Origin of the sequence: Mycobacterium sp. BK086, assembly GCA_004362315.1 — a bacterium.
Taxonomy (GTDB): domain Bacteria; phylum Actinomycetota; class Actinomycetes; order Mycobacteriales; family Mycobacteriaceae; genus Mycobacterium.
In genome coordinates this window covers 564306-589265 of sequence record SNWL01000006.1, presented here as the reverse complement: position 1 = coordinate 589265, position 24960 = coordinate 564306, and the positions used below count along the sequence as shown (strand labels likewise).

Below are 24960 nucleotides of genomic sequence, written 5' to 3'. Positions count from 1 at the left end.
CCGCTCAATTGCGATGCGTCGGCATCAAATCGATCAGGGAATGTGCGGCGGCTGTCCGGAGTCGCCGAAGTTGACCACGTAGCAACGCGATCCTCCTATCCCCATCCCGTAGCCGCTGTCGCATCGGGTGAAGTTCCCCAGTCTGTCGACGGGCCCGTCGCACCGACTGCCGCCACCAAAGATGCTGACCGACGAGCTGTTGCAGCCGGCGGCGGCCGGTGCGGCGGTAGCCACCGCCCCTGCGATGAGTGCGCAGGCGGCCATCGCCAGTGTGACTTTCCCCATTTAATTTCCCTTCTGTTACATTTGTGAATGGATTAATTAGCCATGAGCGCGGACCTATGGGCGTGCTGAATGCGCCGTGAAGTCAACGCAATTTTGCGAAATCGGATATCGGAGTGTTCCGTCCGATCGACGCTTGCTGAGGGTGTTTCAACAGGCGACTACGAATTTGCGCTCAGCGCGGGTTATGGCAGGAGGGGCGGCCGAAGCCGCGTCAGAGATTGCAACCCAATGTCACCCCATGCCTTAATTTCACTACCAAAGATATTTCGATAACGGCTAAATTACGCACGGCATTCGGATCGGTAAAGGTGGCCAGAGTCCAATAGGACGTTCGGATTACAGCTATGGGCAATGTTTCAGACGTTCGACTGACAGGAGACGCGTCACTGCCGTCATTAATTGCCACTCCTGTACCACCGAATTCCTACGGCCCCCAAGCTGTTGCGTGAGCCGATCGAGACCAATGCAAGACGTTTGCGCTGTCCCGGGTTGATGTGCGCGCCGCTGTCATACGAACGACTGACACCGCCTGTACTCCGATCGGCCGAGACTTGCACGCATAGGTGAACTTACGTTGTCGATAATTAAATTTGCGTCTATATTCCGCTCAGGCCAGCACAGTGGGTCGGTTCGCTTCTAGAGGGGGAAGGGATGAGGCGCGGCTGTAACTATCGGCCGATCCACGACATGTCGGTTACCACTGGTTCAACGCCGCGGCGGATCCTGCGCCGCCGTAAAGGGTTGTGCACGGTGGTGCGCAACAGCACCAACTTGATAGCTACGGTTGCGATGCTCGCAGATCCTGGCACGTGCGGATATGGGCATAGGTATCTCTCAGCGGCACTTGCCTGTTGGGCCCTTACTCGGCTAGTGACGCGATCGCCAAGCCGCGTTCTCGCTGTCGCAGACTGGAGTTGGGCTGCTTTGATTGCCGTCGCCATCCCGCTGGCGAACGGCTGCGCGGGCGTGGCGACTGGCGCGGCACAGGCGATCGCAACCGTGACCGTCGCTACGATCGTCATCGAGTTGCCTGCCCGGCTTTCGGTGCCGCTATGGCTGAGCCTGACCGCCATCTATGCGATCGCCGAAGCGAGCGCGACAAACTGGCTGGCGCCGTTCGTCTCCGACGACTTGTATGGCGTCACGGTGGTGGCGCTCGCGGCCTTCCTCATCCGCCGCGCAAGGCTCCAATTGACCACCGCGATGGATATTGCACGTCAGCAACGTATCTCGGCACAGCTCTTCACAACGGTGGCCGCTGAACGTCTCGCCGCCGAACGTGAACATCTCGCGACTCTTCACGACACCGCAGCGGCCACCTTGTTGCTGGCAACCGAGGTCGACGAACCGGCACGGGAGCGACTGGCAGCGCAGGCGGCGCGTGACCTGACAATCCTGCAGGACCCGCTGTACCGACCGTTGCGCCGCGTCGACGTAGTCGTAGCAATGCATTCCGCAGCATGCCACGTCACGATCCCTGTTCGATTTAGCGGCCGGCGCCACCTGTGGCTGCGCGGGAGTCTTGCCTCCGCGGTACAGTCAGCGGTGCGCGAGGCCTTCAACAACGTTGAGCGTCACGCGGAAGCGGACGCGATCGTGGTGGAGATCGAGTGCACGCGAATAGTCGTCCATGACGACGGAATTGGCATGGCGGCCGATGAAGCGAGGTACGGCTACGGCCTGAGCGAGTCGATTATTGGGCGAATGCGGCGAGCTGGTGGAACGGCTGCCATTAGTTCAGGGCCAGGACGCGGAACTGTTGTGGAATTGACCTGGACCGATGACTCGGAAGAGCCGGAGCCGCGCGAGCCGGCTGACGGCTCCGCCGGTCTCATCGATCGAATCCGCGTCGTGTTCGGCTTGGCTGCAACGGGTTATGCGGTGGTCAATGTCGTCGTGGCCGCGCCGTGGTCGATAGCGCATGGGGCACACCCACAGGTTGAATGGCTTCTGGCTTCGATCGCGATCCTCTGTGCGCTAGCAGCCATTCCCGGAATCATCTGGCATCGCTGGGGATTCTCTACAGTCGCCGTTGTTGTGCTGGCATTCGTCACATTGGTACAGCCAGCGCTACTGAACGAAAGCCAGCTGCACACCGAGATGCACTGGGCTGCTTCAGCTGTCGGATTCTGTCTTGTCCCGCAACTCATGCGCTTCTCGCCGCCTCGGGCGATAACCATCGTCGCGCTCTTCTGGCTGATCCCGGCCGCCATTGACCTGCTGCGTGTTCCGTCTACATCCATGGTTGTGGCGATTGCGTGCGGGTTGGCCAATTTCCTGGTGGCGCAGATCGCGCTTACTTTCTGCACGTCCGTCATCGAGCAGGATGTGCAGGACATCCACGCCGAGAATCGAATCCGGGATCAGCTCATGATCGACGCGGAAGTAGCTCGGGCTGTACGCGATGATTACGAGACGCGCCACGCCGGCACGGTCGAGCGGCTCCTGCCGGTCCTCACCGAGCTCAGCAGTAGCCGGCCGCTGACGCCGGAGCTGCGCAGGCAGGCCCGCACCGAGAACCAACGTCTCCGGCACCTCTTCGATGCCGCTCGAGGCGGAACACCGCCCCGGCTGGAATCGATTCGCGCCGTGGTCGACGCTGCAACCGGGCGAGGCCTCGACGTCACCGCACACATCGACGCCCAGACAGCCAACGTCAGCGCACGCGATGCAAACGCTCTGCTCGCGACGATCGGCGGGGTGCTGGCCCATGCGCACAGCTACGCCCGGGTGGTTGTTACGACCGCGGAATCGAAGCTCACCGGCAGCGTGGTCTGTGATGTCGTCGATCTAGATTTCGACCTGGTCTGCCTGGGCGCTGGAGTCGAGGTGATCGCATCTGACGACACCCGTTGGATCACATGTGAAGTACCCTGCAGCGAGCAGCCCGTATGAGCGCTCAGCAAGGGTGCTCGCCGGTGACGGTGGCCATCATCGACGACCATGAAGCGATCCACGAAGCCGTGAAAGTGTGGTGTTCGCAGGCGGATCCACCAATCAAGGTGGCCGGCGGGTACTTTTCGGCAGAGGAGTTCCTCGCTGAACAGCCGCCCGGAGTTAGCCACAACGTGGTGATCTTCGACCTCGAATTACAAAGCAGGCGTTCTGATTTCGAAGGGATCGAGCGCATTATCGCGGCCGGCTATCGCGTGGTGATTTACTCCCACCTGTCGTCCGACGAGATCATTCTGCGATGCCTGGATCTGGGTGCGGTGACGTACCTCGTGAAGTCTGAGGGGAAGCGGCACCTCATCGATGCGGTCAAGGCCGCCTGGACCGACGAGCCTTACGTGGGACCACAAATGGCGGGCGCGATCGTCAACGACGTCAACTTCGGGCGGCCTAAGCTCGCGGCGCGAGAGCGTGAGGTCCTCATCGCCTGGTTCCAAACGGAGAGTAAGGATCTGGTCGCGCAGAAGCTGCACATCGCGCCGACCACCGTGCGCACACATTTGCAGCGCATCCGGGCGAAGTATGCGGCGGTCGGCCGCCCGGCCCCGACCAAGTCCGCCCTTGTCGCGCGAGCGATCCAGGACGCGATCATTGTGGTCGACGATCTCTAGGGCGTACTGACGCGCTCCCGTAGCAACCTTGAATACAGCAGTTGAACCTGGGGATGTTTTCAGCCGCAGGTCCCAATGCTCGCGCAGGGCGGCGGCGTGTCATCCGTTCGATGGATTTCGGCGGAATTGTCTCCCAGGACCGTGCGGCGACCCATTACCGTGCGCGCTGTGATCGCCCGATTGATGACGTCAAGTTCAGCTGCACAGGCGCGACTGGTTGGCCACTTCCTGATCGCCGCGGCGGTGGCTGCTGCTGTCACCGCCTGTAGCGGAGGAGGCTCGCTGATAAGTGCAATGAGTTGCTCTATGTACAACTCGGTGAAAACGAACCCTTCGCAGTACGTGGCGAATACCAATGCGGTCAGTGACCTGCTCTCCGCTCACGGGATCGACCCAGCCGGCAGCCACCACTACAGTGCGTCGGCAGGCAGCTACATCATGAATGTCACCGTGGCTTCCAACGAAGTGGACAGCTACTGTGCGGAAAACCCGGGATCGACGGTTGAAAAGGGTGTCACGTGGTCGAACTTCAACAAATGACCTCTACAGCCGTTCGACAGCAGCGACAGCAGGAGGGGACGAGGTGCTACTAGCAATGCCCGCGAGGAGTCAGGCAGGTGGCCTGCTCGTCGCCCTATGTGTGGTCCTGGCAATCATGTTCGCGACGGCGTCATGGGTATATGCGGATGCGAAAACCTCTGCTGGGCAGGGTGTTCCGGTATCCGGATTGCTCGGGTCGCTGCAGCTCAATACGCCGGTGGCGTGGTTCATCGCTTGTCTGTTGCTAGGTGAGGTGGTCTTTCCCCTGTACATCACCAGCCGCAGCTCGGCCTAGCGCCAGAGCTTCGTCGGGAAAGGAGCTGTGAGTGCCGCCGCTGATGTTGGGGCCGTCGACAGTGGGCCGGAGTCAGACGCGATGGCAGTAGCTACTGACGAGCACCTGTTCTACCCGTGATACGACGGCTGTCGTCCGTTCGTACGAATGTGGCGGGCTCGAGCTGGACCAATAATTTCCTTGCTACACAGAGACCGTCAGAGACTGGCATGCTTCCGGCAAAGCATCGACCGTCGTGCGTCGATACGGATAGAAGTTAGGGGCCATTTGTGGGCAATCCGTATGACCCGCAGCACTACCCAGGACAGCAGCCGGGCCCACACCCGGTCCCGGGGTACGGCCAACCTGCGGGACAGTCAGCCTTTCCCGCCGGGGCTTCGTACGGTCAGCCGGCGCCGGGCACGCAGTCGCAGCCGCAGTGGGCTCAGCAGTCCTACGGCGCTCCACGCCCGAGCATCAACCTCGCCGCGCTGGGCACGCCAAAAATAGCCGCGGCCGTTGTCGTGGCGGCGGGCTTGATCGTGCTGTTCGGGTCGCTGCTGAGCTTGTACAGCGTCACCGTGACGCCCTCGGCGGCGAGCGTGCCGCACAACGACGCGCCGGCCGGCCAGATCAATGTCGACATCGGCTTTTACGATGTGATGCCGATCTTCGCGCCACCCATTGTGGCGCAGGCTGTTCCGGTCTTGATGGTGTTGGCCGCGCTGTGTGCGGTCCCGGTTGTCTTGGGTGCTGACCGCAAGACGGCGCCGCTGGCCGCGGTCTTCGCCGGCGCTGGAACGTTGTTGGCGTTGATGCTGACGATCAGCAGCCCCCTACCGTCGGTGGAACTCACCGGGCAGATGGCCACGAAGTTCGAAAAGAACGTCGGCAGCGTTACGGTCGAGGACTTTGTCAACTCGGTCGCCTCGGTGGGTCCTGGAGCCGGCTTGATCATCGCCCTGATCTTCGGAGCGGCCGCTTGGGCGGCCGCGGTGGTGATGGTGTTCAAGCGCAATGTCGTGGCCCCGCCGGCCGCGCCGCCGGGTGGGACGGTGCCGCCCATTCAGCCGCGGTGGTGAGCGGCGGATGACCGGCCCATATCCCGGCCCACATATCCCCGTCAGGCGGCCACCGATCACCTGGCTGCCCGCCGCCTTGATGGGCGCGGTGGCGGTCATCGGATTGTTGAGCACTCTTCTGCCGATCTGGACGCTTCAGGTCGCGCTGTCGGATCTTAGCCCTGGGCTCATGGTCATGGACGGCGACGACGTTGAGCAGACTGTCGGTGTCCACTTCGGCTTCTACACCTGGATCGTCGGCAATCTTCCTGTGGCTGCGGTCATTCCGTTGACACTGGCAGTCGCCGCAGCGGTGGCGATGACTCAGGCGGTGTCGGGGTTGAACCGGACCCTCTGGGGTGGGACGGCGGCGCTGGCCGTCTGCACGCTCGTCCTCACCGCCGCGGTGGCCATGAGGCCCAATCGGACGACTTCGGTCACGGGCCCATTGGCCAAAGAAGTGAGCATGCGGGGTTTACGGCGGACGGTCGGCGGAGACGGGGACCTTGGTGTGGGGCTCGGTTCCGGGCTGATCATCGCCCTGATTTGTTTGATTGCGGTGCTGGCAATCGCTGCCTGGCAGTACGTGATATCGAGCCGTCCAATCTCAGCTGCGCCGCCGGGGATGCAGCCGCCGACGCAATACCCCTAACCTGCCTCGAAAAAGGGACAGCAATGGTCCGTGGCCAAGATCAACCTGGCAATGACGATCGGGCTAAGCCGGTGTGGGGCCGCGGTGCGCAGCCGTCGCCGCCCGCCGACACGGCCGCGGCTCCAACGACAGCGATCCCGGCATCTGCGCGAAAGCGGGGATGGTTGGTACGAATGCGTTGGCCGGCCATTATTGTGGGGCTATTGCTGGTCGGTGGGGCGCTGACCTATCTGCTGATTCCACCGACGGTGGTGGCTGAGCAAGCCATCAACGTGAATCCGGGAGACCTGCTGTCTGCGCAGGACCGCAAGGCGCAGCCCATGCCGGCGGTTCTGGGCCTGAACCGCGACGTGGCGCAGACGGTGCTGAGCGACGCCGCGCTCAGCGGGGTGAAGCTGACCGTCAAAGAACGCCCGGCGGCGGGACCATCGGCCATGGTGGTGGCCCAAAATCCCGCTGCTGGAACGACTTCTGTCGACGCGATTGACCTGACGGTCTCCGTTCCTGCACCCGTGCCCGACGTCGTCGGTAAGCCGATGACCGAAGGTCGCACCGCCTTGGAACAACTCGGCGCCGTGGTGGAGATCGTGCCGCAGTTCAACCCGTCGGTCCCGAAGGGCCAGATCATCGACATCTCCCCGAAGCCGGGCGAGACCATGCCGACAGTCGTTTCGATCACCGTCGGCGATCCCGGTGATGCCCTGACGCTGGCGTCGGTCAACTCGGTCGACGATACGCGTTGCGGGACAGTGGACAACGTCACCATCAGCGGAGCCACTGTCGGTGACAGCGTCAGGTGTGAGCCGGGCGAGAAGCCGGCGTTCGTGGAATATGCGCTGTCTCGGCAAGCTGCTGCGCTTGAGGCGACCGTCGGAACCGACGACCGAGGTAAGACGGGACCGGCACATGTAGTGGTGTTCGGCGACGGCCGGGAGCTGGCGTCAGCTGATGTGGGACTGGGCCAGTCGACGCCGATCCGCGCCGACCTCAATGGTGTGATGCGGATGCGGATCGAGGTCACGACGGTGGATCCCAAGCAGAGCCCGACGGTGATACTCGGCGACGGGAAGCTCCTCGGACTGCCTGAGGGGCTCAATGCGATTGCGGCGCAATGATAGGTCGGGCCCTCCGGTTGCTCCTGTCAGTCACGTTGACGCTGAATCTCTCTGCGATAGCGGGCATTGCCGCTCCGGCGGCGCAGGCCGACCCAGCGACCACTACCACCACCAACGACGCCTACAACCCCGTCATCGTTGTGCTCGACACATCGGGCTCGATGGCGGAGAAGGACGACTCCGGAACAGAACGGATCGTGGGTGCGCGTTCCGCGGTTCTCGGCCTGGTCGATGCCCTTCCGCCGCAGACCCAATTCGCGTTGATCGCCTACCCGGGCAACGGCGCCCGCCTCGTCAACGGGTGCTCGGAGGGCAAGGTCGAGATCAAGCTGGGACCGCTGGATCAGCCGACTACTGCAGCCGCGGTGCGCAGGCTGACCCCGGACGGCGATACCCCGACCGCGCCGGCTCTGCGACATGCCGCCGAGCTGATCAAGAACAGCCCGACGCAGCGTGGCACCGTCGTGCTCGTCAGCGATGGCGAATCCAATTGCGGCTCAAACGATGTCTGTCAGGTGGCCAAGGATCTTTCCGCCCAGGGCGTCGAAGTCCGGGTCAATACAGTGGGTTTCCAGATCAACGACAAGGGTGCCGATGAACTGACCTGTATCGCCAAGTCGACCGGCGGCCGCTACATCGATGCTAAGGACAAGGATCAACTACGCGATGCGGTCGAGGATCTCAGCGGTGCGAAGCTGACACTTGAGACGTCCGTGCCCGATCCGCTGGCGGTGGTCAGTGGCAACGGCGCAGACGGCCCCAAGGTCGTCGTCAAGGTCGCCAACAGTGGCCGCAAGGCCGCGACCGACGTGCGGGTGTCCGTGGATTTCCGGGACGACGCCAATCACCCTGGTTCACTGCTGGTTCCCCGGCCTATCCAGTTCCTTGGCAATCTCGATCCCGGGCAGTCGCGGGAACTCGAGGTGACCGTGCGACCCGATGCCGCTCAGGTCGATAAGAAGTTCAGTTGGACGGTCGTCGCCACCGCCGTCAACGCCAGGCCGCAACGCCGCGACGGGACGACGTCAACGGCGGAACCAACATTGAACGGGCTGCTGGCGGGTGTCGACAGCATTGCGGTACTGGGTGACTCGTACTCGTCGGGGGAAGGGGCCGGCGATTATGATGCGGGCACCAATGGCGGCACCGGCGGCAACGAATGCCATCGGTCAGCCAATGCCTACGGGCGCGTGCTGGGTGCGAAGAAAGTGGCCTTGATCGCGTGTTCTGGCGCGGTGACGGCTGACTTCTACGACACCAAGGTGTCGAATGGGACGAAAGTCGAGCCGCAGCTGCGCCGGTTGCGGAGCTTGGCGCTCTCCAAGGACTCACCGGAAGCGGTGTTGTTGAGCGTCGGTGGTAACGACGCCGACTTCGCGGGCACGGTTTTCTGGTGTGTTGTCGCAGCGGTCGGGCAGACCTGCTCAAGGTTCGGTCCGGCCGATGAGCTGAAGTACCGCCTGGATGCGGCCAACCGCGTTGCCGCGATTGCCGATAGCGTGCGCCGGGTCTACCGCGACGTAAATCGGGCGGTCAACGACCCGGATGCCCGGGCTAAGCGCGGAGGGAAATACGCCCCCATCATCGTCGTGCCGTACCCTCGCATTGTTCCCTCCGCGCAGGCCGGCGCCAGCGCGGCCGGCCACTGCGAGATCGGCATCAACGCCAACGAGATTGTGTTCTTCAACGAATTCATCGACATGCTCAATCTGGATCTGATGGTTGCGGTGGGATCACTGCGCTCCCAACACATCCCGATCTTTATCGCCTCCGATGTGATACCGGCGTTTCAGCCCAACCACACCATCTGCGACGCCCCCAACAACTTCGCCAACTTCTCCAAGAACCTGCTGACTGCCGGCGATCATGAGCAGCTACACCCGAATGCCGCAGGCAACAAAGCGATGGCGCGGGCGATCTCAGCGTGGTCGGCCACCAAGACGATGATGACCGATCCGGCCGAGGTCAACTGGGTGTCGCTGGACTCGAAGAAGCTGGACCCGTTGACCAACGCGATTGCCAACGCGACCCTCGGCGCGGCCGATCTCTACCTCGTGGGCGGGGATGCGCACATTGATGCCAATGGGTTCGCCCCGTCGTCCACTGTCGTCTTCCGATTGGATTCGACACCGCGGATCCTCGGGTCGGCGAAGGTCGGCGCCGATGGATCGATCAGAGATCGGGTCACGCTGCCGGTCGATATCCGACCCGGGGAGCATCACCTGCACGCCATGGGCATCGGTGCCGACGGGGCGCTGCGGGATGTGTCCAACCCGGTGCGGGTTGTTCCGTCGCACACCGTGGGCGCCCTGTTCGGCCTTATCGCCGGGCTGGTGGCTCTGGTGCTGGGTGGCGTTGGGTTGCGGCGCAACGGCGCATCCGCCAGTTGAATCAGGGCGCGGCGCGCCAACGCAGCCAGCGTGCGTGATCCCACCGTCGTACTCCGACGGCACCGACGATTCCGACGGCCACGCCGACAAACATCGCCACGACGGGCATGACGCCGCCCCACAACCAGCCCTCGAAAATCCAGTTGGGGGACAGCCGCAATAGGGCGAAGAACCAGCCGAACAGGGCGACACCGACTGCGGCGGTTAGCGCGTAGCCCAGCCTGATCGGATTGACGTAGACGATGAGAACCTCGGTGCCGCGGCGCCATAGCGCGGCCAGCCGGGCGATCAGATTCCGGACCGGGGCGGTCGACAGTTGCGCGGGAGCTGTGATCCCAGGTTTCCGCGGAGGCGCAACAGGGGTGGAAGGCGTTGATGCAGAAGGGAAGCCAATACTGCGAGGCTTATCAACAGAACGGGGTGTTGCTGGTGCTTTGGGTGGTGTGATTGCGGCAGGCCGTAGCGTGGACGGGGGTATTGCGGACGGCGGTGCCGACGTGGTCCAGAACACCCAGCCCGGCGGGGGTGGCGGCCAGGACGGATCAGGGGTCCAGTCCGGGCCCGGCACCCACCCCGGAGGCGGCTTGGGCCAATTGGGAGGGGAGTGAAACGGCACCGGTGGACGCTCCTGCTGATTCGACTGTGCAGTGGCGACCATTGTCAGGTAAGCGACTCGATGTCTGCAACAGTCCAGCGACACGCCCAGCGCTCAGCCGATCAACTCGGCGCCTACGAGGCCACCGTCAGTAGCCCCTGGGCAGTGACACTCTCGCCGGAGGTGCGGCGGCGATGTTCGGTCCGCGGACCGCGTCGGCCTGCATGCCATCGGTATCCAGCGCACTGTCGGCGTCGTTGCTCGCTTTCGACCACAGCCCCGACGTATGGCAGACCTGGTTGCCCAGTCCGATTTCGCACCCGCCGTTCTCGAAGGTGTGACTGTCAAACTGCACACCTTGGGTCGGGCGCTGAGAACCGTGGACCGCCTCGGCCCACGAGCCCTGCGTGCCGTCGGTGTCCACCGATCCCGGGTTCGCGACAAGCCCGTCCGCGTGCGCCATACCGGCGCCGGCGAGTGCGATTACGAAGCCCGCCGCGCCCACCATTCCTGCGGTGACGATCTGAAAACGGCGAGCACGTTCTTGGTTTGCCATGAGTTCCTCCATGTGTTGGCTGTTACGCCAGAGGCTCTCATCACAATCTTCCAAATAATAGTTCTAGCTGCGAATATAGGCCGAACAGCGGACGGTCGTGTATGCCGAACGGTAGACAAATCGCTAGATTTGAGTATTCGCTGTAGAGGTGCGGGTCTGAGACCGCGAGCGCCGCTCCTGCCGCTCCTCGGCCAGCGACCGGGTCTCGTCCGAGAGCGGCGCCGCGAGCATCGCGGCAACCGTGTCGATCAGGTGGCTGACGAACAACCGGTCGTCGGCGTGCGGAGCGGTGGCCGCGCGCCTGCCCAATTCGACCGCGGCGTACACCAGCGCGCCCAACCGCGGATGCAGCGTGACCGTCACCGGATCGAACATCGGCTCGAGCAGTTGCCGCCAGCGCTGCAGGCTTGCCGAATGCCCGGTGAAGTCGAAGGTCGGCACCGGGCGGTTCAACAGGTCTGCGTGGATCCGCAGGAAAGCCGGGCCGCCGTCGGGGTCGGCGAGCTTCGCGGCGAGCGGCCGGACCAGCGCCGAGGCCATCGACCGCATCGACGGTTCGGCGTCGGCCTCGAGTGCATCGAGCAGCGCATCGCGGCTGGCATCGACCATCGGCAGGTGCTTGTCGGCGATCGCCGCGAGCACCCCTGCGCGATCGGTGAAGTGATACTGCACCGCCATCACGTTGCGGGCCCCGGCCTCGCGGGCGATCTCACGCAGGCTCACCGCGTCGACACCGCGTTCGGCGAACAGCCGCTCGGCGGTGGCCACCAGGTTGGCCGACGTGTCGGCCGCCATCAGAGTTCGGCGACCTCGTGTTCCAGCATCTCGGCCAACTTGGCCTGGGCGGCAGCGCGTCTGGTCGGGATGTGCTGGGAGGGGAACAGGGTGTCGACGGGCTCATATTCCTTGAGCGTGCGCCGGGCCACCGTCAGCTTGTGCACCTCGGTCGGGCCGTCGGCGATCGCCAGTGACTCGGCACCCACCAACATCTTCACGAACGGCATCTCGTCGGAAACCCCCAGTGCCCCATGCAGATGCATCGCGCGCTGCACCACGTCGTGCAGCACCTGCGGCATGGCGACCTTGACGGCCGCGATGTCCCGGCGCACCTTCTGGTAGTCGTGGTACTTGTCGATCTTCCAGGCGGTGCGCAACACCAGCAGCCGGAACTGCTCGATTTGGATCCAGCTGTCGGCGATCTTCTCCTGCGTCATCTGGTAGTCGCCCAGCGGCCCCATCCGGGTCTTGCGGGAGACCGCGCGCTCACACATCATGTCGAAAGCCTTGCGGGCCAACGCGATCGTGCGCATCGCGTGATGGACCCGGCCACCACCGAGCCGGGTCTGCGCGATCGCGAACGCCTGCCCCTCGCCGCCCAGCACATGGTCGGCGGGTACCCGGACATCGTTGTAGCGGATGTAGCCGTGCCCAGCGCGATCGTCGGATTCCCCGCCGACCCCGACGTTGCGGATGATCTCGATGCCCGGCGTCTCGGCGGGCACGATGAACAGCGACATCTTCTGGTGAGTGCGGGCTTCCGGGTTCGTCACCACCATGACGATGAAGAACGATGCGTTGCGCGCATTGGAGGAGAACCACTTCTCGCCGTTGATCACCCACTCGTCACCGTCTCGCTCGGCGTGCGTGGTGAACAGGCCCGGATCCGAACCGCCGTGTGGTTCGGTCATCGAGTAGCACGACGAGATCTCACCGTTCAGCAGCGGCTGCAGGTACCGCTCCTTCTGCTCCTCGGTACCGAACATGGCGAGGATCTCGGCATTGCCGGAGTCCGGTGCCTGTGATCCGAAAACCGAAGGCGCCCAACGGGAGCGTCCGACGATCTCGTTCAGCAGGGCCAGCTTGACCTGGCCGTAGCCCTGGCCGCCGAGTTCCGGGCCCAGGTGCGCGGCCCACAGACCTTGATCGCGCACCTGCTGCTGTAGTGGGCGCAGCACCCGCAGCACCTCGGGGTTGGTCTTCTCGTACGGGTCCAGCGGTGCGAAGTCCAGCGGTTCGAGCTGCTCCCGCATGAACTCCTCGACCCAGTCGAGTTTCTTCTGATATTCCGGGTCGGTTTCAAAGTCCCACATGGCGCGAGCATAGGCTGATGCAGCTGCATTAATCAATGACTGCCGCTCAGGCCCTGCGCCGATCGGGCATGCTTCCATCGTGCTGTTGCTAAGCCGGCTCACCGGCCAGGGCGTGCTGGGCCCCGACGGGACGGTGATCGGCCGACTCGCCGACCTCACCGTCAGCCTCGCCCCGGAATCTGGCCGCCACGAGGTTGAGCGGGTGTTGGTCACACGCCGGCGCGGCGAGGCGTTCCTGGTGCCGTGGGATCAGGTGGCCACGTTCGACCGCGGCCGGGTTGTCCTGGCTGATGCGTCCGCCCGGTATGCCTCCGCGGATCTGGGGGCACACGAGATTCTGCTGGTGCGTGACGTGCTCGACACCCAGGTCGTCGACGTTGTCGGCTACCGTTTGGCGCGTGTTGCCGACGTGGTGTTGGCGCGTACCGGCGGCGGGGCGGTCGAGCTGGTCGGGGTCGAGGTCGGATTCGGAGCGGTGCTTCGCCGACTCGGATTAGGAGTGCTCGCAGCACGTTTCGGCCCCGACGCCATCGCGTGGTCGGATTTGCATCTTCTGTCCGAACGCGGTCACGCCGTACAGCTCGCCAGCCCGCGTGCCGCAGTGCACCATCTCGGCGCCCGAGCACTGGCCGTGCTCGTCAGCCGTCTCGATACCGCTTCTGCCGCTGAAATTCTGGCGGCCAGAGGTCCGGAGGTCGCCGCCGAGGTGGTGCGGACGGCCCATCCGGCAGTCGGTGAACGTGTGCTCCGGGCGATGCCGACGACTGAGGCTGCCCGAATCGTGTCTGAGATGCCCAAGGAGCATGCCGGCCAATGGCGTCAGCGACTCGAACACGCCCCGGGTCTCAGGGGCCGGAGCTTCCTCCGATCGCGGGTGTGGCCACGTCGCCGTCATGCCGGGGGAGCGGCGCCGTGACGACACCGACCCGGACCCCGACGAAGTTCGTGGCCCTCCTGGCCGTTGTCGGACCGGGATTGCTCGCGGGGCTGTCCGACGATGACCCGGCCGGTATCACCACCTACTCCGTCCTCGGAGCCGATCACGGTTACCAGCTGCTGTGGGTCCTTCTGTTATCCACGGTCGCCCTGGTCGTCTTCCACAGCCTTGCCGCCCGGATGGGCGTCGTCACCGGCCAGGGGCTGATCGGTTTGGTGCGCCAGCGTTACGGTGTCGCGGTGGGCGCGGCCGTGCTGGCCGCACTTGTCGTAGCCAACGTGGGTACCACATGCGCCGAATTCGCAGGAATAGCAGCGGGATTCGAACTCTTCGGTGTCACCAGGTACATCAGCGTGCCGGCAGCGGCACTGGCAGTGTCGCTGCTCGTGCTCCGGGGCAGCTTCCATCGTGTCGAGCGGTTACTGCTGCTGCTGTCCACCGTGTTCCTCGCCTATATCGCCTCAGGATTCTTGGCCAAGCCAGACTGGGGCGCCGCGTTGCACGGCACCTTCGTGCCGACGATGCCGATGACCGCACCTGCGATCGCCATCGTCACCGCGACACTGGGCACCACGTTGGCGCCATGGGGCCTGTCGTTCATGCAGTCCTACGCCGTCGACAAGAAGCTCCGCACCGACGACCTGTCCCTGGAGCGGGTGGATGTCGTCACCGGGGCGGTCTTGACGGGGATCATCGGGTTCTTCGTGGTGGTCGCGTGCGCCGCAACCCTGCATCGCGACGGAAAGAGCATCGCCGATGCCGCTGACGCCGCAATCGCGTTGCAGCCGCTGGCCGGCGAGGCGGCGGCCAAGCTCTTCGGGGTCGGGCTGATCGGTGCCGCCTTCCTGGCCGCGTCAATCCTGCCGCTGTCCACCGCGTACTCGGTGTGCGAATACGCCGGGGTGGAAGCCGCGATCGACGACTCATACCGCGACGCCCGGACTTTCTACCTGACCTACGGCTTCGTGACCGTGATCGGCGCGGGCGCCGTCCTGATACCGAACGTTCCCCTGGTGGCGATCCTGGTCGGGACTCAAGTGCTCAATGCGGTGCTGCTCGGTCCGCTGATGTTCACCATGATCGGGCTGGGCCGCGACGCCGACCTCATGGGCCGGTTCGCGATCAGCCGTAAGGGATTGGTCGGCTACGGCGTGGCCACAGCGATGGTGCTGATATGTGTAGTGGCATTGGCTGTGACCACGGTCCTGAGCTGACGAGAAGGGAGGACCATCGTGAGCACCGCCGTCCGCGTCGACGTCGACTCCTACGGCGTCGCGCTGATCACCCTGGATGGCTCGGACCGGCTCAACGCGTTCTCCGGCGAGACCGCCACCGCGCTCGGCGAGGCCTACCGCCGCTGCGATGCCGACGACACGATCCGTGCGGTCGTGGTCACCGGGTCGGGACGGGCGTTCTGCGCAGGCGCCGACATGACGGCGCAGGCCGCCGCTTTCGACACACCGGAGGCCGGATTCAGTGCCTCGCCCGTCCAGCCGCCGGCCTTTCGGGTGCGCAAGCTGGTGATCGCCGCGGTCAACGGGCACGCGATCGGCATCGGCCTGACGCTGGCACTGCAGTGCGACATCCGGCTGGTCGCGCAGGACGCCAAACTCGCCATCCCGCAGGTACGCCGGGGCATGATCGGCGATTGCGCCGTGCACTACACCCTCAAGCACGCTGTCGGCCTGGCCGTGGCCGGCGACATCCTGCTCACCGGGCGCACGTTCAGCGGCAGCGAGGCCGCCGCGCTCGGTATCGCCAGCCGTGCCCTGCCCGCTGACGACGTGCTGCCCGCGGCGCTGGACCTGGCCCGCGATGTCGCCGTCAACGCCAACCCCGCCTCGGTGGCCTACAGCAAGCGACTGCTGTGGGCCGAGAAGAATGCCGACGAGGTGGCGGCCGAGGAGACCGCGGTGCATCTGAGATTGATGGGCGGTCCCGACGCGGCCGAAGGGCCGGCCGCCTGGCGGGAGAAGCGCGCGCCTCGATGGCAATCCACCGCCAGTTCGACAGGAGATCCTGCATGAGCCCCACGACAACCGACGTCCTCGACGGAATCGACCTGACGGGACGCACCGTCGTGATCACCGGTGCCTCGACGGGGTTGGGATTGCAGACCGCCCGCGCCCTGCAGGGCGCCGGGGCGACGATCGTGGCCGCGGTGCGCGATGTCGACAAGACCCGCGAGGCGATCGACTGCGAGACCGTCGTGCTCGAACTCGGCGATCTGCGCTCGGCACGCGCCGCTGCCGAGCACATCGCCGCGCGCCACGACCGCATCGACGTCCTGATCAACAACGCCGGAGTGATGGCGCCGCCGCTGTCGCGCACCGCTCAGGGCTACGAAATGCAGCTCGGCACAAACCATCTCGGGCACTTCGTGCTCACCACCGGACTGGTCGACCGCTTTGGTGAAGGCACCCGCATCGTCAACCTGTCCAGCCGCGGGCACCAGCTCAGCGGTATCCGCTGGGACGACCCCAATTACGACGACGAGAGCGCCTACGACAAGTGGCAGGCGTACGGACAGAGCAAGACAGCCAACGTGCTGTTCACCGTCGAGGCGCAGCGGCGCTGGGGCGCACGCGGGGTGCACTCCTTCGCCGTGCATCCAGGCGTCGTCTACACCGACCTGGCTCGGCACATGACCCGCGACGATTTCAGTGAGGGCGGCACGCTGGCCAACCTCGAGGTGACCGACGTCGCGCACGGTGCGGCGACCACGGTGTGGGCGGCAACCAGCCCCGAGCTCGACAGGCTCGGCGGGTGCTACCTCGAGGACTGCGGCGTCGCCGATCCGATGGTGGACGGCTCTGAGGGCGGGTATGCGGCCTGGGCCGTTGACCCGGAACAAGCCGCCCGGCTGTGGGAGTGGTCGCAGCGCCAAGCCGAACTTAACTTGGATGGCTAACCTGCAGTGGTGGCCATCGATGTTCGTCCAGCCCGCAAAGCTGACATCCCAGCACTAGCGCGGGTGATGGCCAGGGCGTTCCAGGACGACCCCGTCATGGCGTGGGTGCAACCCGACGCCGCGCGCCGCCAAGCGGCACTGCCCGGATTGTTCAGTGCGCTGACCCGCCACCACTTTCTGGCCGGCCGCGGCACCGAGGTCGCGGTGTCCGAGGACGGGGTGGCCGCTGCCGCGCTATGGGATCCCCCGGGCCGCTGGATGCAGTCACCCCGTGAGCAACTCGCCATGCTGCCCGGCGTGATGCGGGCCTTCCGGGGCCGGCTGGCGGCCGCACGCACGCTGACTGACCTGATGAAAGCCAACCATCCCGAGGAACCGCACTGGTATCTGGCGATGATCGGCAGTGATCCGACGGTGCGAGGCGGTGGGTTCGGTCGGGCGCTGATGCAGTCCCGGCTCGATCGGTGCGACGCTGAATATGCCCCCGCCTATCTGGAGTCGAGCAACCCCGTCAACATCCCTTACTACGAGCGGTTCGGCTTCGAAGTGACCGGCGAGATCGCGCTGCCCGAGGGCGGTCCGTCGTTGTGGCCGATGTGGCGGGCGCCGCGGTAATCACCAGCGCAAAAGCCTTGTCTTCCTGAGTGTTTGCTGCGTGCGCAGAAATGCTTGAATTCAAGTTGTTGAAAACTGCGCATCGCACGTTCCTGATTGTGATAATCGGGGTCGGGTGCAAAACGGGTCATGGCGGGTCCCCCGGAGGGGAGGGGATCGGCCGTGATCTGGTTCTTTTATTGCACAAGGCGTGCTTCCAGCGTGAGCGCGCTATTCCGCGGCACGCAGTACCAACATCGCCCTGGACTCGAGTCGCACCGGTCCGCCGGACTTCACCACAGCGGCATCGTCGACCTCGCCGGGTCCGCCGGCGGTGTCCACGACAGGTTGCCAAGCCTTACCAAACTCCGCGGGCGGCAGGGTGAATTCGATGGGTTCGTGGTGGGCGTTGAAGCACAGCACGAACGAGTCGTCCGTCACCCGCTGACCACGCGGATCCAGATCCGGAATGCCGTGGCCGTTGAGGTAGACCGCGACCGACTTGCCGAAGCCGGAATCCCAGTCGTCGTCGCTCATCTCCGACCCGTCCGGGCGGAACCAGGAGATGTCGGGCAGACCCTCACTGCCGCGGCGGCGGACGGGGCGGCCGTTGAAGAACCGCCGCCGACGGAACACCGGGTGGGCCGCACGTAGCGCGGACACCGACGCGATGAAGTCCAGCAGCTCAGTATCGGCGCCGGCCCAGTCGATCCAGGTGATCTCGTTGTCCTGGCAGTACCCATTGTTGTTGCCGCCCTGGGTCCGTCCCAGCTCATCGCCGTGGGAGATCATCGGAACGCCCTGGGACAGGATGGTGGTGGCAATCAGGTTGCGCTGCTGGCGAGCTCGCAATGCGTTGATCTCGGGGTCGTCGGTGGGGCCTTCGACCCCGCAGTTCCACGAGCTGTTGTTGCTCTCCCCGTCGTTGTTGTCTTCGCCGTTGTCGTCGTTGTGTTTTTCGTTGTAGGACACCAGGTCTCGCAGCGTGAAGCCGTCGTGAGCGGTGACGAAGTTGATCGACGCGACCGGGCGGCGCGCGGTGTGCTCGTAGAGGTCTGCCGAGCCGGTCAAGCGGTAGGCGAACTCGCCGAGGCTGGCGTCTTCACCGCGCCAGAAGTCGCGGACGGTGTCGCGGAACTTGCCATTCCACTCCGTCCACTGCGGCGGGAAGTTGCCGACCTGGTAGCCGCCGGGGCCGACGTCCCACGGCTCGGCGATGAGCTTCACCTGGCTGACGGTCGGATCCTGTTGCACCAGTTCGAAAAACGCACTCAGCCGGTCGACGTCATAGAACTCCCGGGCCAGGGTCGCGGCGAGGTCGAAGCGGAAACCGTCGACGTGCATCTCGAGCACCCAGTACCGCAACGAGTCCATGATCAGCTGCAGGGAATGCGGGTGCCCGACGTTGAGGCTGTTGCCGGTGCCGGTGTAGTCCATGTAGTACCGCTTGTCGTCGTCGACCAGCCGGTAGTAGGCGCCGTTGTCGATGCCGCGGAACGACACCGTGGGACCGAGGTGGTTGCCTTCGGCGGTGTGGTTGTAGACGACGTCGAGGATCACCTCGATGCCCGCTTCGTGCAGCGAACGGACCATCGCCTTGAATTCCTGGACCTGACCGCCGGGTGTGGCGCTGGCCGAGTACTTGCTGTCGGGGGCGAAGAACCCAATGGTGTTGTAGCCCCAGTAGTTTGACAATCCCTTGTCGATCAGGGTGGAGTCGTTGGCGAAGTGATGCACCGGCATCAGCTCGATCGCGGTGGCGCCCATGGCTTTCAGGTGATCGATGATCGCCGGATGTGCGATGGCCGAATAGGTTCCGCGCATCGCGTCGGGGATGTCGGGGTGCGTTTGGGTCAGTCCCTTGACGTGGGCTTCGTAGATGATGCTGTCGGCGTACTCGCGTTGTGGCGGCCGGTCGACTCCCCAGTCGAAGTACGGGTTGATGACCACCGACTTGGGCATGCTTGCCGCCGAGTCGTCGTCATTCCGGCTGTCCGGGTCGCCGAAGTCGTAGCCGAACAGCGACTGATTCCAGTCGAAGTGGCCGTCGATGGCCTTGGCGTATGGATCCAGCAGCAGCTTGTTCGGGTTACATCGCTGCCCCTCGGCGGGGTCGTAGGGGCCGTGCACCCGGTAGCCGTAGCGCTGGCCCGGTTCGACACCGGGCAGATAGCCGTGCCAGACGAAGCCGTCGACTTCGGGAAGGACGATCCGCGTCTCGGTTCCGTCCTCGTCGAACAGGCAAAGCTCGACGCGTTCGGCCACCTCCGAGAACACCCCGAAGTTGGTGCCGTAGCCGTCGTAGGAGGCACCCAGGGGATAGGCCTTACCTGGCCATACCTCTTGCGTGGCGGCGTTGGTCACATGGACTCCCTACGAGCGAATTGGCGGGCCGGATTGTGCGGGGTACCCCGGAACCGCCGGCGCCAAATCAGCTGGGAGATGTTTGTGACTGTCGTGACAATTCGGCGGTTGGAGTTGCGTCGTGATCGGGATGGCCCTTGGTGCGACGCCGTTCTTTCATCTCGGCCTCGAACACGTGGCGGTGCCCTTCCATCAGCTGGTCACGCACCCTGCGCTCGTGTTCGCGGAACACCGACCAGTACGTGTCGTCGAACTCCTCGACGACCTGAAAGGTCCACCGGCCGTTGAGCACGTTGCGGCCGACGAGCTCGGTCTCCAACTCGGCCGCGACCTCGGCGTGGCCCGCCGCGCGCAGCTTGTCGCAGGTCTCGCCGAGCAGCAGGTCGGCATGACCCATCAGCTGGTGGAACGAGTAGAGGTGACCTCGGGCCCGCTCGACGTACTCCAGCGCCTCGGACAGTGCTCCGACCGCTTCGACGGTGGCGTCGTCGATGCCCTCGGGTCGTCGGCCCAGTGGCTCGCTCACAGGCTGCCCTGGCCGGGCCGGGTGTAGCGCAAGTAGACGTAGTCGTCGACCGTCACGACGTGCCCCAGCGACAGGCGGGCGGGCGCGTTCATACCGTGCGCACCCGGGCGGTCGATTTCGGCGGTGGCGGCCAGGGTGGGCGAGATGGTCAGGCACATTTCGTCGACCAAGTCGTTGGACACCAGCTCGTCGAGCAGGGTGGGACCGCCCTCGCACAGGATCCGCCGCATGCCGCCGGCCTGCAGGACGGACACCGCCGAGGCGATGTCGACCGCGGTGTCGCCGGCGATCAGAAGGTCGGCATGTTCACGCAGTTCCGGGTGCGCGTGCGCCAGGTGCGCGGTGGTGACCAGGATGGGCCGCTGCTTGGGCTTGGCGAACAACGAGGCGGGCACGTGGCCGGTGTGGGTCACCACCGCGATCGGCGGGGCGGACTCGATGCCCCACCGCTCCCAGCGCTCGACGAATTGGTCGGCGGTCAGTCGCACCGGACCGTAGCCTTCGGCGCGCACCGTGCCCGCGCCGACCAACACGACGTCGGCGTAGCCGCGCAACGCCAAGAGCAGGTTCTGGTCGTTGGTGTCCGACAGCGGCCCGGCCCGTCCGGCGAATGCGGCAGCGCCGTCCAGCGACATGATCATGTTGACGCGCACCCCGTCGGGCGGATCGCGGTACAGCGTCACCAGTTCGTCGAAGATCATGGGCGACCAATCAGCGCGGCGATCGGCGAACGATCGAGATGCTCACACAAATCCTGGGTGTCATCGAAAACGGCTGCGGCCCCGGCCTGTTCGAGCTCACCACGCGAGATTCCGCCCGATAGCACGGCGATACACGGGACCCCGGCCCGCGCACTGGCCTCGACATCCCAGATCGTGTCGCCGACGAACACGGCATGCTCGGCGCTCACCCCCGCCTTCTGCAGTGCAACGTTGACGATGTCGGGCCTGGGCTTGGCCTGCTCGACGTCCTCCGAGGAGGTGATGGCCGATACCAGGTCATCGCAGGACAGCGTCGCGCGCAGCAGAGCCAGTTCGTTCTCCGGTGCCGACGTGGCCAGCACGACCTGTAGATCGGAGTCGGCCACCCGTTGCAACAGCTGACGTGCGCCGGGCAGGGCGGCCAGCAACTCGGCGTCGGCCTCGTAGTAGCGGGTGTGTAAGTCCTTGAGCCGCTTCTGCACATCGTCGTCAGCGCCTTTGGACAGTTCGTCGACGAGTGTGTCGCCGTCCATGCCGATCGAGCGGTGGACGTGCCAGGCCTCGACGGGCAGGCCGACTTCGTGGAAGGCCCGCTGCCACGCGTGCACGTGGAGGTAATTCGAGTCGACGAGAGTGCCGTCTATGTCGAAGAGCACCGCGGGTCGGGGCGTTTGCATGAGGGCCGTATACCCACATGCGCGGTAGTTACCGTCAACCGGCCGATCGGGCTCGGCCGATTGAGGTGGGCCGAGCCGCCTTCATGGCACCGCGCATGGTGACGCCGTTTGCAGTGTTGATTCCCTTTGGCATCAAGATCAATTGACGACGACGGTGATGCCGGTACGCCCGGGTTGCAACGAGCGCGACGAGCAGGACGGCGCTCCAGGTGCCGATTCGACGCGTCATCGTTCGCCTCCGGTCGGCACGGTGCCGCCCGCCGCTGCGGTGGGATCGTCCGGCCACGCGCAGCCCGCCCGTGCTCCCGCACTGTGGACATTGTCGCCGGCCCACAAGCTGCGGTCGAGTAGCCTGCTATCCCAGAAGCGGCGGAATCTCACCAGGCCGCGATCGAATCTGTTGTACGAGGGGTGCTTCGGCTCCTGGCGGTACATCATCAGCGCGGTGTCCTGCATGATCGCAAACCAGTTGCGGCGCACCAACAATGAGCGCACCAGCGGGCGACCGACCAGTCGCAGTACGGGATTCTTGATCTTGGGCACGATCATCGTCAGGTAAACGATGTGGCTGTCCACATCGACAGGTGTGAAGCTGAGGATGAGCCGCGCGCTGTCGCTGAGTTCGTTGATCTTCTCGGTCAAGGCAATGGTGGCCCGGGGCACTCGCGCTGTGATCCTCGCCCGACTCTCCGCCAACTCCGGTGGTGAGGCGGTCAGGTCGATCAGATGCAGCCCGCCGCCGTAGGTCGTCGCATGAAAGTCACCGCCGGCCGCATCCGACACCCCCCACATCTCGCCCCGGCGGTAACTGCGCTTGACGTCCTCCCAGCCGACATAGGGGGCTCTACCGTGGAAGTGGCACACGTATTCGATACGGGTTTCCGACTGGGCGATGATCTCGGTGTCACCCCAGGATCCCAACCGGTGCAGTCCTGCGAAATGGGCTGAGTCAGGCAGATTTTCGACAAACCATTTGGCTGGGAACGGTAACTTGTACCGGACATGCTCGAACAAGATCGAATCTTCGGCGATCCCCTCATCGGCCAGGAAGTCCGGTAGATCGTGGTCAGCCGGTTCTGGTCCATTCCACAGGAAGATGGTCCCGTAGCGCTCGATCACCCGAAAGGTCGGCAGGCACCGCTTCGTCTTTGGGGATCCGTCGATTCCTGGCACGTGCACCACCTTGCCGTCGGGCCCATAGCGCCACGCGTGGAACGGGCAGCGCAGGCTGTCCTTCACCACTTCGCCGCCGTAGCCCAGGTTGGCCCCCAGGTGCAGACAGTGGGCGGCCATGCAGTGAACCGTTCCCGCTGAGTCGCGCCACAACACCACATCGCGTTCGAGCACCCTCAGCGGAATCACCGACTCATTGGCGAGGTCGTGCGAGAACGCAATCTGCCAGTACGACATCGGATATTGGAGATTGAGAACGCCTTTGGGGGTGGAGCCCGATCCACTGGCGGTTCCGGCGCCGTGCCCGCCGGCCGCCTGCGGAGCAGTCTCCGAAACCATGCCTGCCGTCATCGCACACCCCTTGCTGGACTGGGTCGTCTCGCCGTCGGCGAGCACGCGTGATCACAGTCTGGGGGTGTGGCTACGCTGTGTCAAGGGACAATTATGTCCCTTAGTGTGCGGGCTCCAACGCCAGGCCGTACAGAATGAGTGAGGCCAGGTGGGTTACCACCTCGTCGTCGCTGCTCTTGGTCTGCAATAAGGCGGGGTCCACGGTGACGTAACCGAGGACCAGGCTGATGAGCGCCCGCACAGTGACGTCGACATTCCGGGTCGGATATCCGTGCGAGCCGATCTCGCGATTGGCGATGTCCAGGACAGCTCCGAGACCTTTGTTGAGGGTTCCCCAAACCTGTTCTCGGATAGCGGGTTCAAGATGTTCGCCGGAGAACATGAGCAGTCGCAGTGCGCCGAGGTGGGCGCGACTGTTGCGGTACAGATCCGAAATGAACTCGTAGACGAGTTCGGGCTCCGTGGGCTGTCCGTCGAGCCGGCTGGTCCACCGACGTGTCCACTCGTCGATGAACTGCAGCAGCGGCTTGGTCATCACCTCGGCGAACAGCTCTGGCTTGGTGGCGAAATGGCGGGTCAGCACGGAGCGGGTGACGCCGGCCCGAACGGCGATTCCGGCCATCGTCGCGCCCTTGTAGCCAAGCTGACTGAATTCCTGTTCTGCGGCCTCGACGACCATCGCCCGCAGATCGGTAGAGCGGCGCCGCGTGCGGATTTCACCGGCGGCGGGATTCAGTTTGCCCATGGATGCGATCGTGCCGCATTCGGGCCCGAGAACGTTCGCGAACCGCGGATCAGCGAGCATGGGGCCGGTCACAGGCCGCCAGAGGTTCAATACGGTCGAGCCTGGCCTTTAGTGCGGCCACCTCCTGCTCCAGATTGTCGTGCGGACTACACGGGAGCCGGTCGTCGCGATCGATTGCCCTCAGCAGGTAGACGAAATTGGGCACGAACCACAACAGGAAGGCGAAGACCGGCACCCACCAGACGAACACGCCGTTCCATGCCAGCGGCCCGGTCTTGAAGAACACCAGGAAGCTGGCGGGGGTAAAGGTAAGGGCCAACCAGATATTGGCGTATCCGAGCCACCTCGGGAACACCGGATCAGCCCGAGCGTCGACGAGTACCGCGACGCCGAACAGCAGCAATTGCAGGACGAAAGTCGAGATCACCCCGAGAAAGAAGAACCAACTCAGGTCATAGAGCGCTCGCGTCACGTCCGGGTTCTGGTCTGCCCGATACGTCGACACAAGCATGAACACATACGGGATGACGAACTCGATCGTGGCGAGTGCGCCAAGGGCTAACTGGGTGTAGGCCATGATCGGGCGCAGACCCTCGATGCGCCGCATCTGGATCGTGAACGATGCGAGGAAGGGCATCAACAGCGGGCAGGACGCCAGGCAGATGACAACGCCAATCCGGATCGCCGTCCGATTCTGCTCGATCATCGCGGCGACTTCCGGTGCCGTCATGTCCGGTGAGGGCGGCGGAAAGAATCCCGCGGTGACGAATCCGACGACAAACATGAGGCCCATCAACGGTCCGGCCCACACGCACGCCTTCTGTATCGACCGGCTCGCCGTAGTTGATTCCATCGTCACT

General features: G+C 64.7%; 25 protein-coding genes. 13 read left to right on the top strand and 12 right to left on the bottom strand.

From position 1 onward, the window contains the following. Positions 1–33: 33 nt before the first annotated feature. Positions 34–285 (bottom strand): hypothetical protein, encoded by a 252-nt coding sequence (locus EV580_RS23525; protein ID WP_133694070.1) that lies wholly within the window; start codon positions 283–285, stop codon positions 34–36. Between the two features lie 924 nt (positions 286–1209). On the opposite strand from EV580_RS23525, the gene EV580_RS23520 reads away from it, so the two are divergent. The 8 genes from EV580_RS23520 to EV580_RS23485 all read left to right on the top strand — a co-directional run bounded on the left by EV580_RS23520 (position 1210) and on the right by EV580_RS23485 (position 9880). Continuing rightward, a complete protein-coding gene (locus EV580_RS23520; RefSeq protein ID WP_166654849.1) occupies positions 1210–3180 on the top strand; it encodes an ATP-binding protein in 1971 nt (656 codons plus the stop codon). Then, the gene (locus EV580_RS23515) at positions 3177–3848 is read left to right on the top strand and encodes a DNA-binding response regulator (protein WP_133694067.1); all 672 of its coding nucleotides are present in this window, start codon (positions 3177–3179) and stop codon (positions 3846–3848) included. Before EV580_RS23520 ends, EV580_RS23515 begins: the two co-directional genes overlap by 4 nt. Positions 3849–4016: 168 nt before the next feature. Further along, the gene (locus tag EV580_RS23510) at positions 4017–4388 is read left to right on the top strand and encodes a hypothetical protein (RefSeq protein WP_133694065.1); all 372 of its coding nucleotides are present in this window, start codon (positions 4017–4019) and stop codon (positions 4386–4388) included. 55 nt (positions 4389–4443) lie between these two features. Beyond that, positions 4444–4683: a hypothetical protein gene (locus EV580_RS23505; RefSeq protein ID WP_133694064.1), complete on the top strand. Its 240-nt coding sequence runs from the start codon at positions 4444–4446 to the stop codon at positions 4681–4683. A 269-nt stretch (positions 4684–4952) separates the two neighbouring features. Next, positions 4953–5744 carry a hypothetical protein gene (locus tag EV580_RS23500; RefSeq protein WP_133694062.1) on the top strand — a complete coding sequence of 264 codons (792 nt, stop codon included), beginning with the start codon at positions 4953–4955 and terminating at the stop codon, positions 5742–5744. A gap of 88 nt (positions 5745–5832) precedes the next feature. Then, on the top strand, positions 5833–6375 hold the full coding sequence (locus EV580_RS23495) for a hypothetical protein (protein WP_133694061.1): 543 nt from the start codon (positions 5833–5835) through the stop codon (positions 6373–6375). 203 nt (positions 6376–6578) lie between these two features. Next, positions 6579–7490, top strand: a complete 912-nt coding sequence (locus EV580_RS23490) for a PASTA domain-containing protein (RefSeq protein ID WP_166654848.1) — start codon at positions 6579–6581, stop codon at positions 7488–7490. A 35-nt stretch (positions 7491–7525) separates the two neighbouring features. Continuing rightward, positions 7526–9880, top strand: coding sequence for a VWA domain-containing protein (locus tag EV580_RS23485; RefSeq protein WP_166654847.1), 2355 nt, complete (start codon positions 7526–7528; stop codon positions 9878–9880). Position 9881: 1 nt separating this feature from the next. On the opposite strand, the gene EV580_RS34325 is transcribed toward EV580_RS23485, so the two are convergent. The 4 genes from EV580_RS34325 to EV580_RS23465 all read right to left on the bottom strand — a co-directional run bounded on the left by EV580_RS34325 (position 9882) and on the right by EV580_RS23465 (position 13121). Further along, complete coding sequence (locus EV580_RS34325; protein ID WP_286171777.1) at positions 9882–10496, bottom strand: hypothetical protein; 615 nt, start codon at positions 10494–10496, stop codon at positions 9882–9884. Between the two features lie 127 nt (positions 10497–10623). Next, entirely contained in the window at positions 10624–11031 is a 408-nt protein-coding gene (locus EV580_RS23475) for a hypothetical protein (RefSeq protein WP_133694056.1), read from the bottom strand. 123 nt (positions 11032–11154) lie between these two features. Further along, complete coding sequence (locus EV580_RS23470) at positions 11155–11826, bottom strand: TetR/AcrR family transcriptional regulator (RefSeq protein ID WP_133694054.1); 672 nt, start codon at positions 11824–11826, stop codon at positions 11155–11157. Then, a complete protein-coding gene (locus EV580_RS23465) occupies positions 11826–13121 on the bottom strand; it encodes an acyl-CoA dehydrogenase family protein (RefSeq protein ID WP_133694053.1) in 1296 nt (431 codons plus the stop codon). The genes EV580_RS23470 and EV580_RS23465 overlap by 1 nt, the downstream gene beginning before the upstream one ends. Before the next feature lie 79 nt (positions 13122–13200). Here EV580_RS23465 and EV580_RS23460 point away from each other — a divergent pair, with 79 nt between their 5' ends. The 5 genes from EV580_RS23460 to EV580_RS23440 are packed head-to-tail and all read left to right on the top strand — an operon-like array spanning position 13201 to position 17584. After that, positions 13201–14037, top strand: coding sequence for a PRC-barrel domain-containing protein (locus tag EV580_RS23460; protein WP_133694051.1), 837 nt, complete (start codon positions 13201–13203; stop codon positions 14035–14037). Continuing rightward, positions 14034–15272, top strand: coding sequence for an NRAMP family divalent metal transporter (locus tag EV580_RS23455; protein ID WP_286171776.1), 1239 nt, complete (start codon positions 14034–14036; stop codon positions 15270–15272). Before EV580_RS23460 ends, EV580_RS23455 begins: the two co-directional genes overlap by 4 nt. Before the next feature lie 18 nt (positions 15273–15290). After that, a complete protein-coding gene (locus EV580_RS23450) occupies positions 15291–16085 on the top strand; it encodes an enoyl-CoA hydratase/isomerase family protein (RefSeq protein WP_133694047.1) in 795 nt (264 codons plus the stop codon). Further along, positions 16082–16969, top strand: a complete 888-nt coding sequence (locus EV580_RS23445) for an SDR family NAD(P)-dependent oxidoreductase (protein ID WP_166654846.1) — start codon at positions 16082–16084, stop codon at positions 16967–16969. The genes EV580_RS23450 and EV580_RS23445 overlap by 4 nt, the downstream gene beginning before the upstream one ends. Positions 16970–16978: 9 nt before the next feature. Next, positions 16979–17584 carry a GNAT family N-acetyltransferase gene (locus EV580_RS23440; protein WP_133694044.1) on the top strand — a complete coding sequence of 202 codons (606 nt, stop codon included), beginning with the start codon at positions 16979–16981 and terminating at the stop codon, positions 17582–17584. A 210-nt stretch (positions 17585–17794) separates the two neighbouring features. Here EV580_RS23440 and glgX read toward each other — a convergent pair whose 3' ends face one another. The 7 genes from glgX to EV580_RS23405 form a co-directional block, all read right to left on the bottom strand. Further along, a complete protein-coding gene (glgX, locus tag EV580_RS23435) occupies positions 17795–19927 on the bottom strand; it encodes a glycogen debranching protein GlgX (RefSeq protein WP_133694042.1) in 2133 nt (710 codons plus the stop codon). 67 nt (positions 19928–19994) lie between these two features. After that, positions 19995–20453: a hypothetical protein gene (locus tag EV580_RS23430; protein ID WP_133694040.1), complete on the bottom strand. Its 459-nt coding sequence runs from the start codon at positions 20451–20453 to the stop codon at positions 19995–19997. Next, entirely contained in the window at positions 20450–21154 is a 705-nt protein-coding gene (locus EV580_RS23425) for a pyrimidine reductase family protein (RefSeq protein WP_133694038.1), read from the bottom strand. Before EV580_RS23425 ends, EV580_RS23430 begins: the two co-directional genes overlap by 4 nt. Continuing rightward, positions 21151–21831, bottom strand: a complete 681-nt coding sequence (locus tag EV580_RS23420) for an HAD family hydrolase (RefSeq protein WP_133694037.1) — start codon at positions 21829–21831, stop codon at positions 21151–21153. The genes EV580_RS23425 and EV580_RS23420 overlap by 4 nt, the downstream gene beginning before the upstream one ends. Positions 21832–22056: 225 nt before the next feature. Then, positions 22057–23400, bottom strand: a complete 1344-nt coding sequence (locus tag EV580_RS23415) for a Rieske 2Fe-2S domain-containing protein (protein ID WP_133694035.1) — start codon at positions 23398–23400, stop codon at positions 22057–22059. Between the two features lie 55 nt (positions 23401–23455). Further along, positions 23456–24100: a TetR/AcrR family transcriptional regulator gene (locus tag EV580_RS23410; RefSeq protein WP_166654845.1), complete on the bottom strand. Its 645-nt coding sequence runs from the start codon at positions 24098–24100 to the stop codon at positions 23456–23458. Between the two features lie 49 nt (positions 24101–24149). Then, positions 24150–24953, bottom strand: coding sequence for a hypothetical protein (locus EV580_RS23405; RefSeq protein WP_133694032.1), 804 nt, complete (start codon positions 24951–24953; stop codon positions 24150–24152). Positions 24954–24960 lie beyond the last annotated feature (7 nt).

Coding starts and splice junctions, on each gene's coding strand:
- EV580_RS23525 (WP_133694070.1), bottom strand. CDS start 285: ATGGGGAAAGTCACACTGGCGATGGCCGCCTGCGCACTCATCGCAGGG.
- EV580_RS23515 (WP_133694067.1), top strand. CDS start 3,177: ATGAGCGCTCAGCAAGGGTGCTCGCCGGTGACGGTGGCCATCATCGAC.
- EV580_RS23420 (WP_133694037.1), bottom strand. CDS start 21,831: ATGCAAACGCCCCGACCCGCGGTGCTCTTCGACATAGACGGCACTCTC.
- EV580_RS23445 (WP_166654846.1), top strand. CDS start 16,082: ATGAGCCCCACGACAACCGACGTCCTCGACGGAATCGACCTGACGGGA.
- EV580_RS23425 (WP_133694038.1), bottom strand. CDS start 21,154: ATGATCTTCGACGAACTGGTGACGCTGTACCGCGATCCGCCCGACGGG.
- EV580_RS23475 (WP_133694056.1), bottom strand. CDS start 11,031: ATGGCAAACCAAGAACGTGCTCGCCGTTTTCAGATCGTCACCGCAGGA.
- EV580_RS23505 (WP_133694064.1), top strand. CDS start 4,444: ATGCCCGCGAGGAGTCAGGCAGGTGGCCTGCTCGTCGCCCTATGTGTG.
- EV580_RS23405 (WP_133694032.1), bottom strand. CDS start 24,953: ATGGAATCAACTACGGCGAGCCGGTCGATACAGAAGGCGTGCGTGTGG.
- EV580_RS23465 (WP_133694053.1), bottom strand. CDS start 13,121: ATGTGGGACTTTGAAACCGACCCGGAATATCAGAAGAAACTCGACTGG.
- EV580_RS23470 (WP_133694054.1), bottom strand. CDS start 11,826: ATGGCGGCCGACACGTCGGCCAACCTGGTGGCCACCGCCGAGCGGCTG.
- EV580_RS23410 (WP_166654845.1), bottom strand. CDS start 24,100: ATGGGCAAACTGAATCCCGCCGCCGGTGAAATCCGCACGCGGCGCCGC.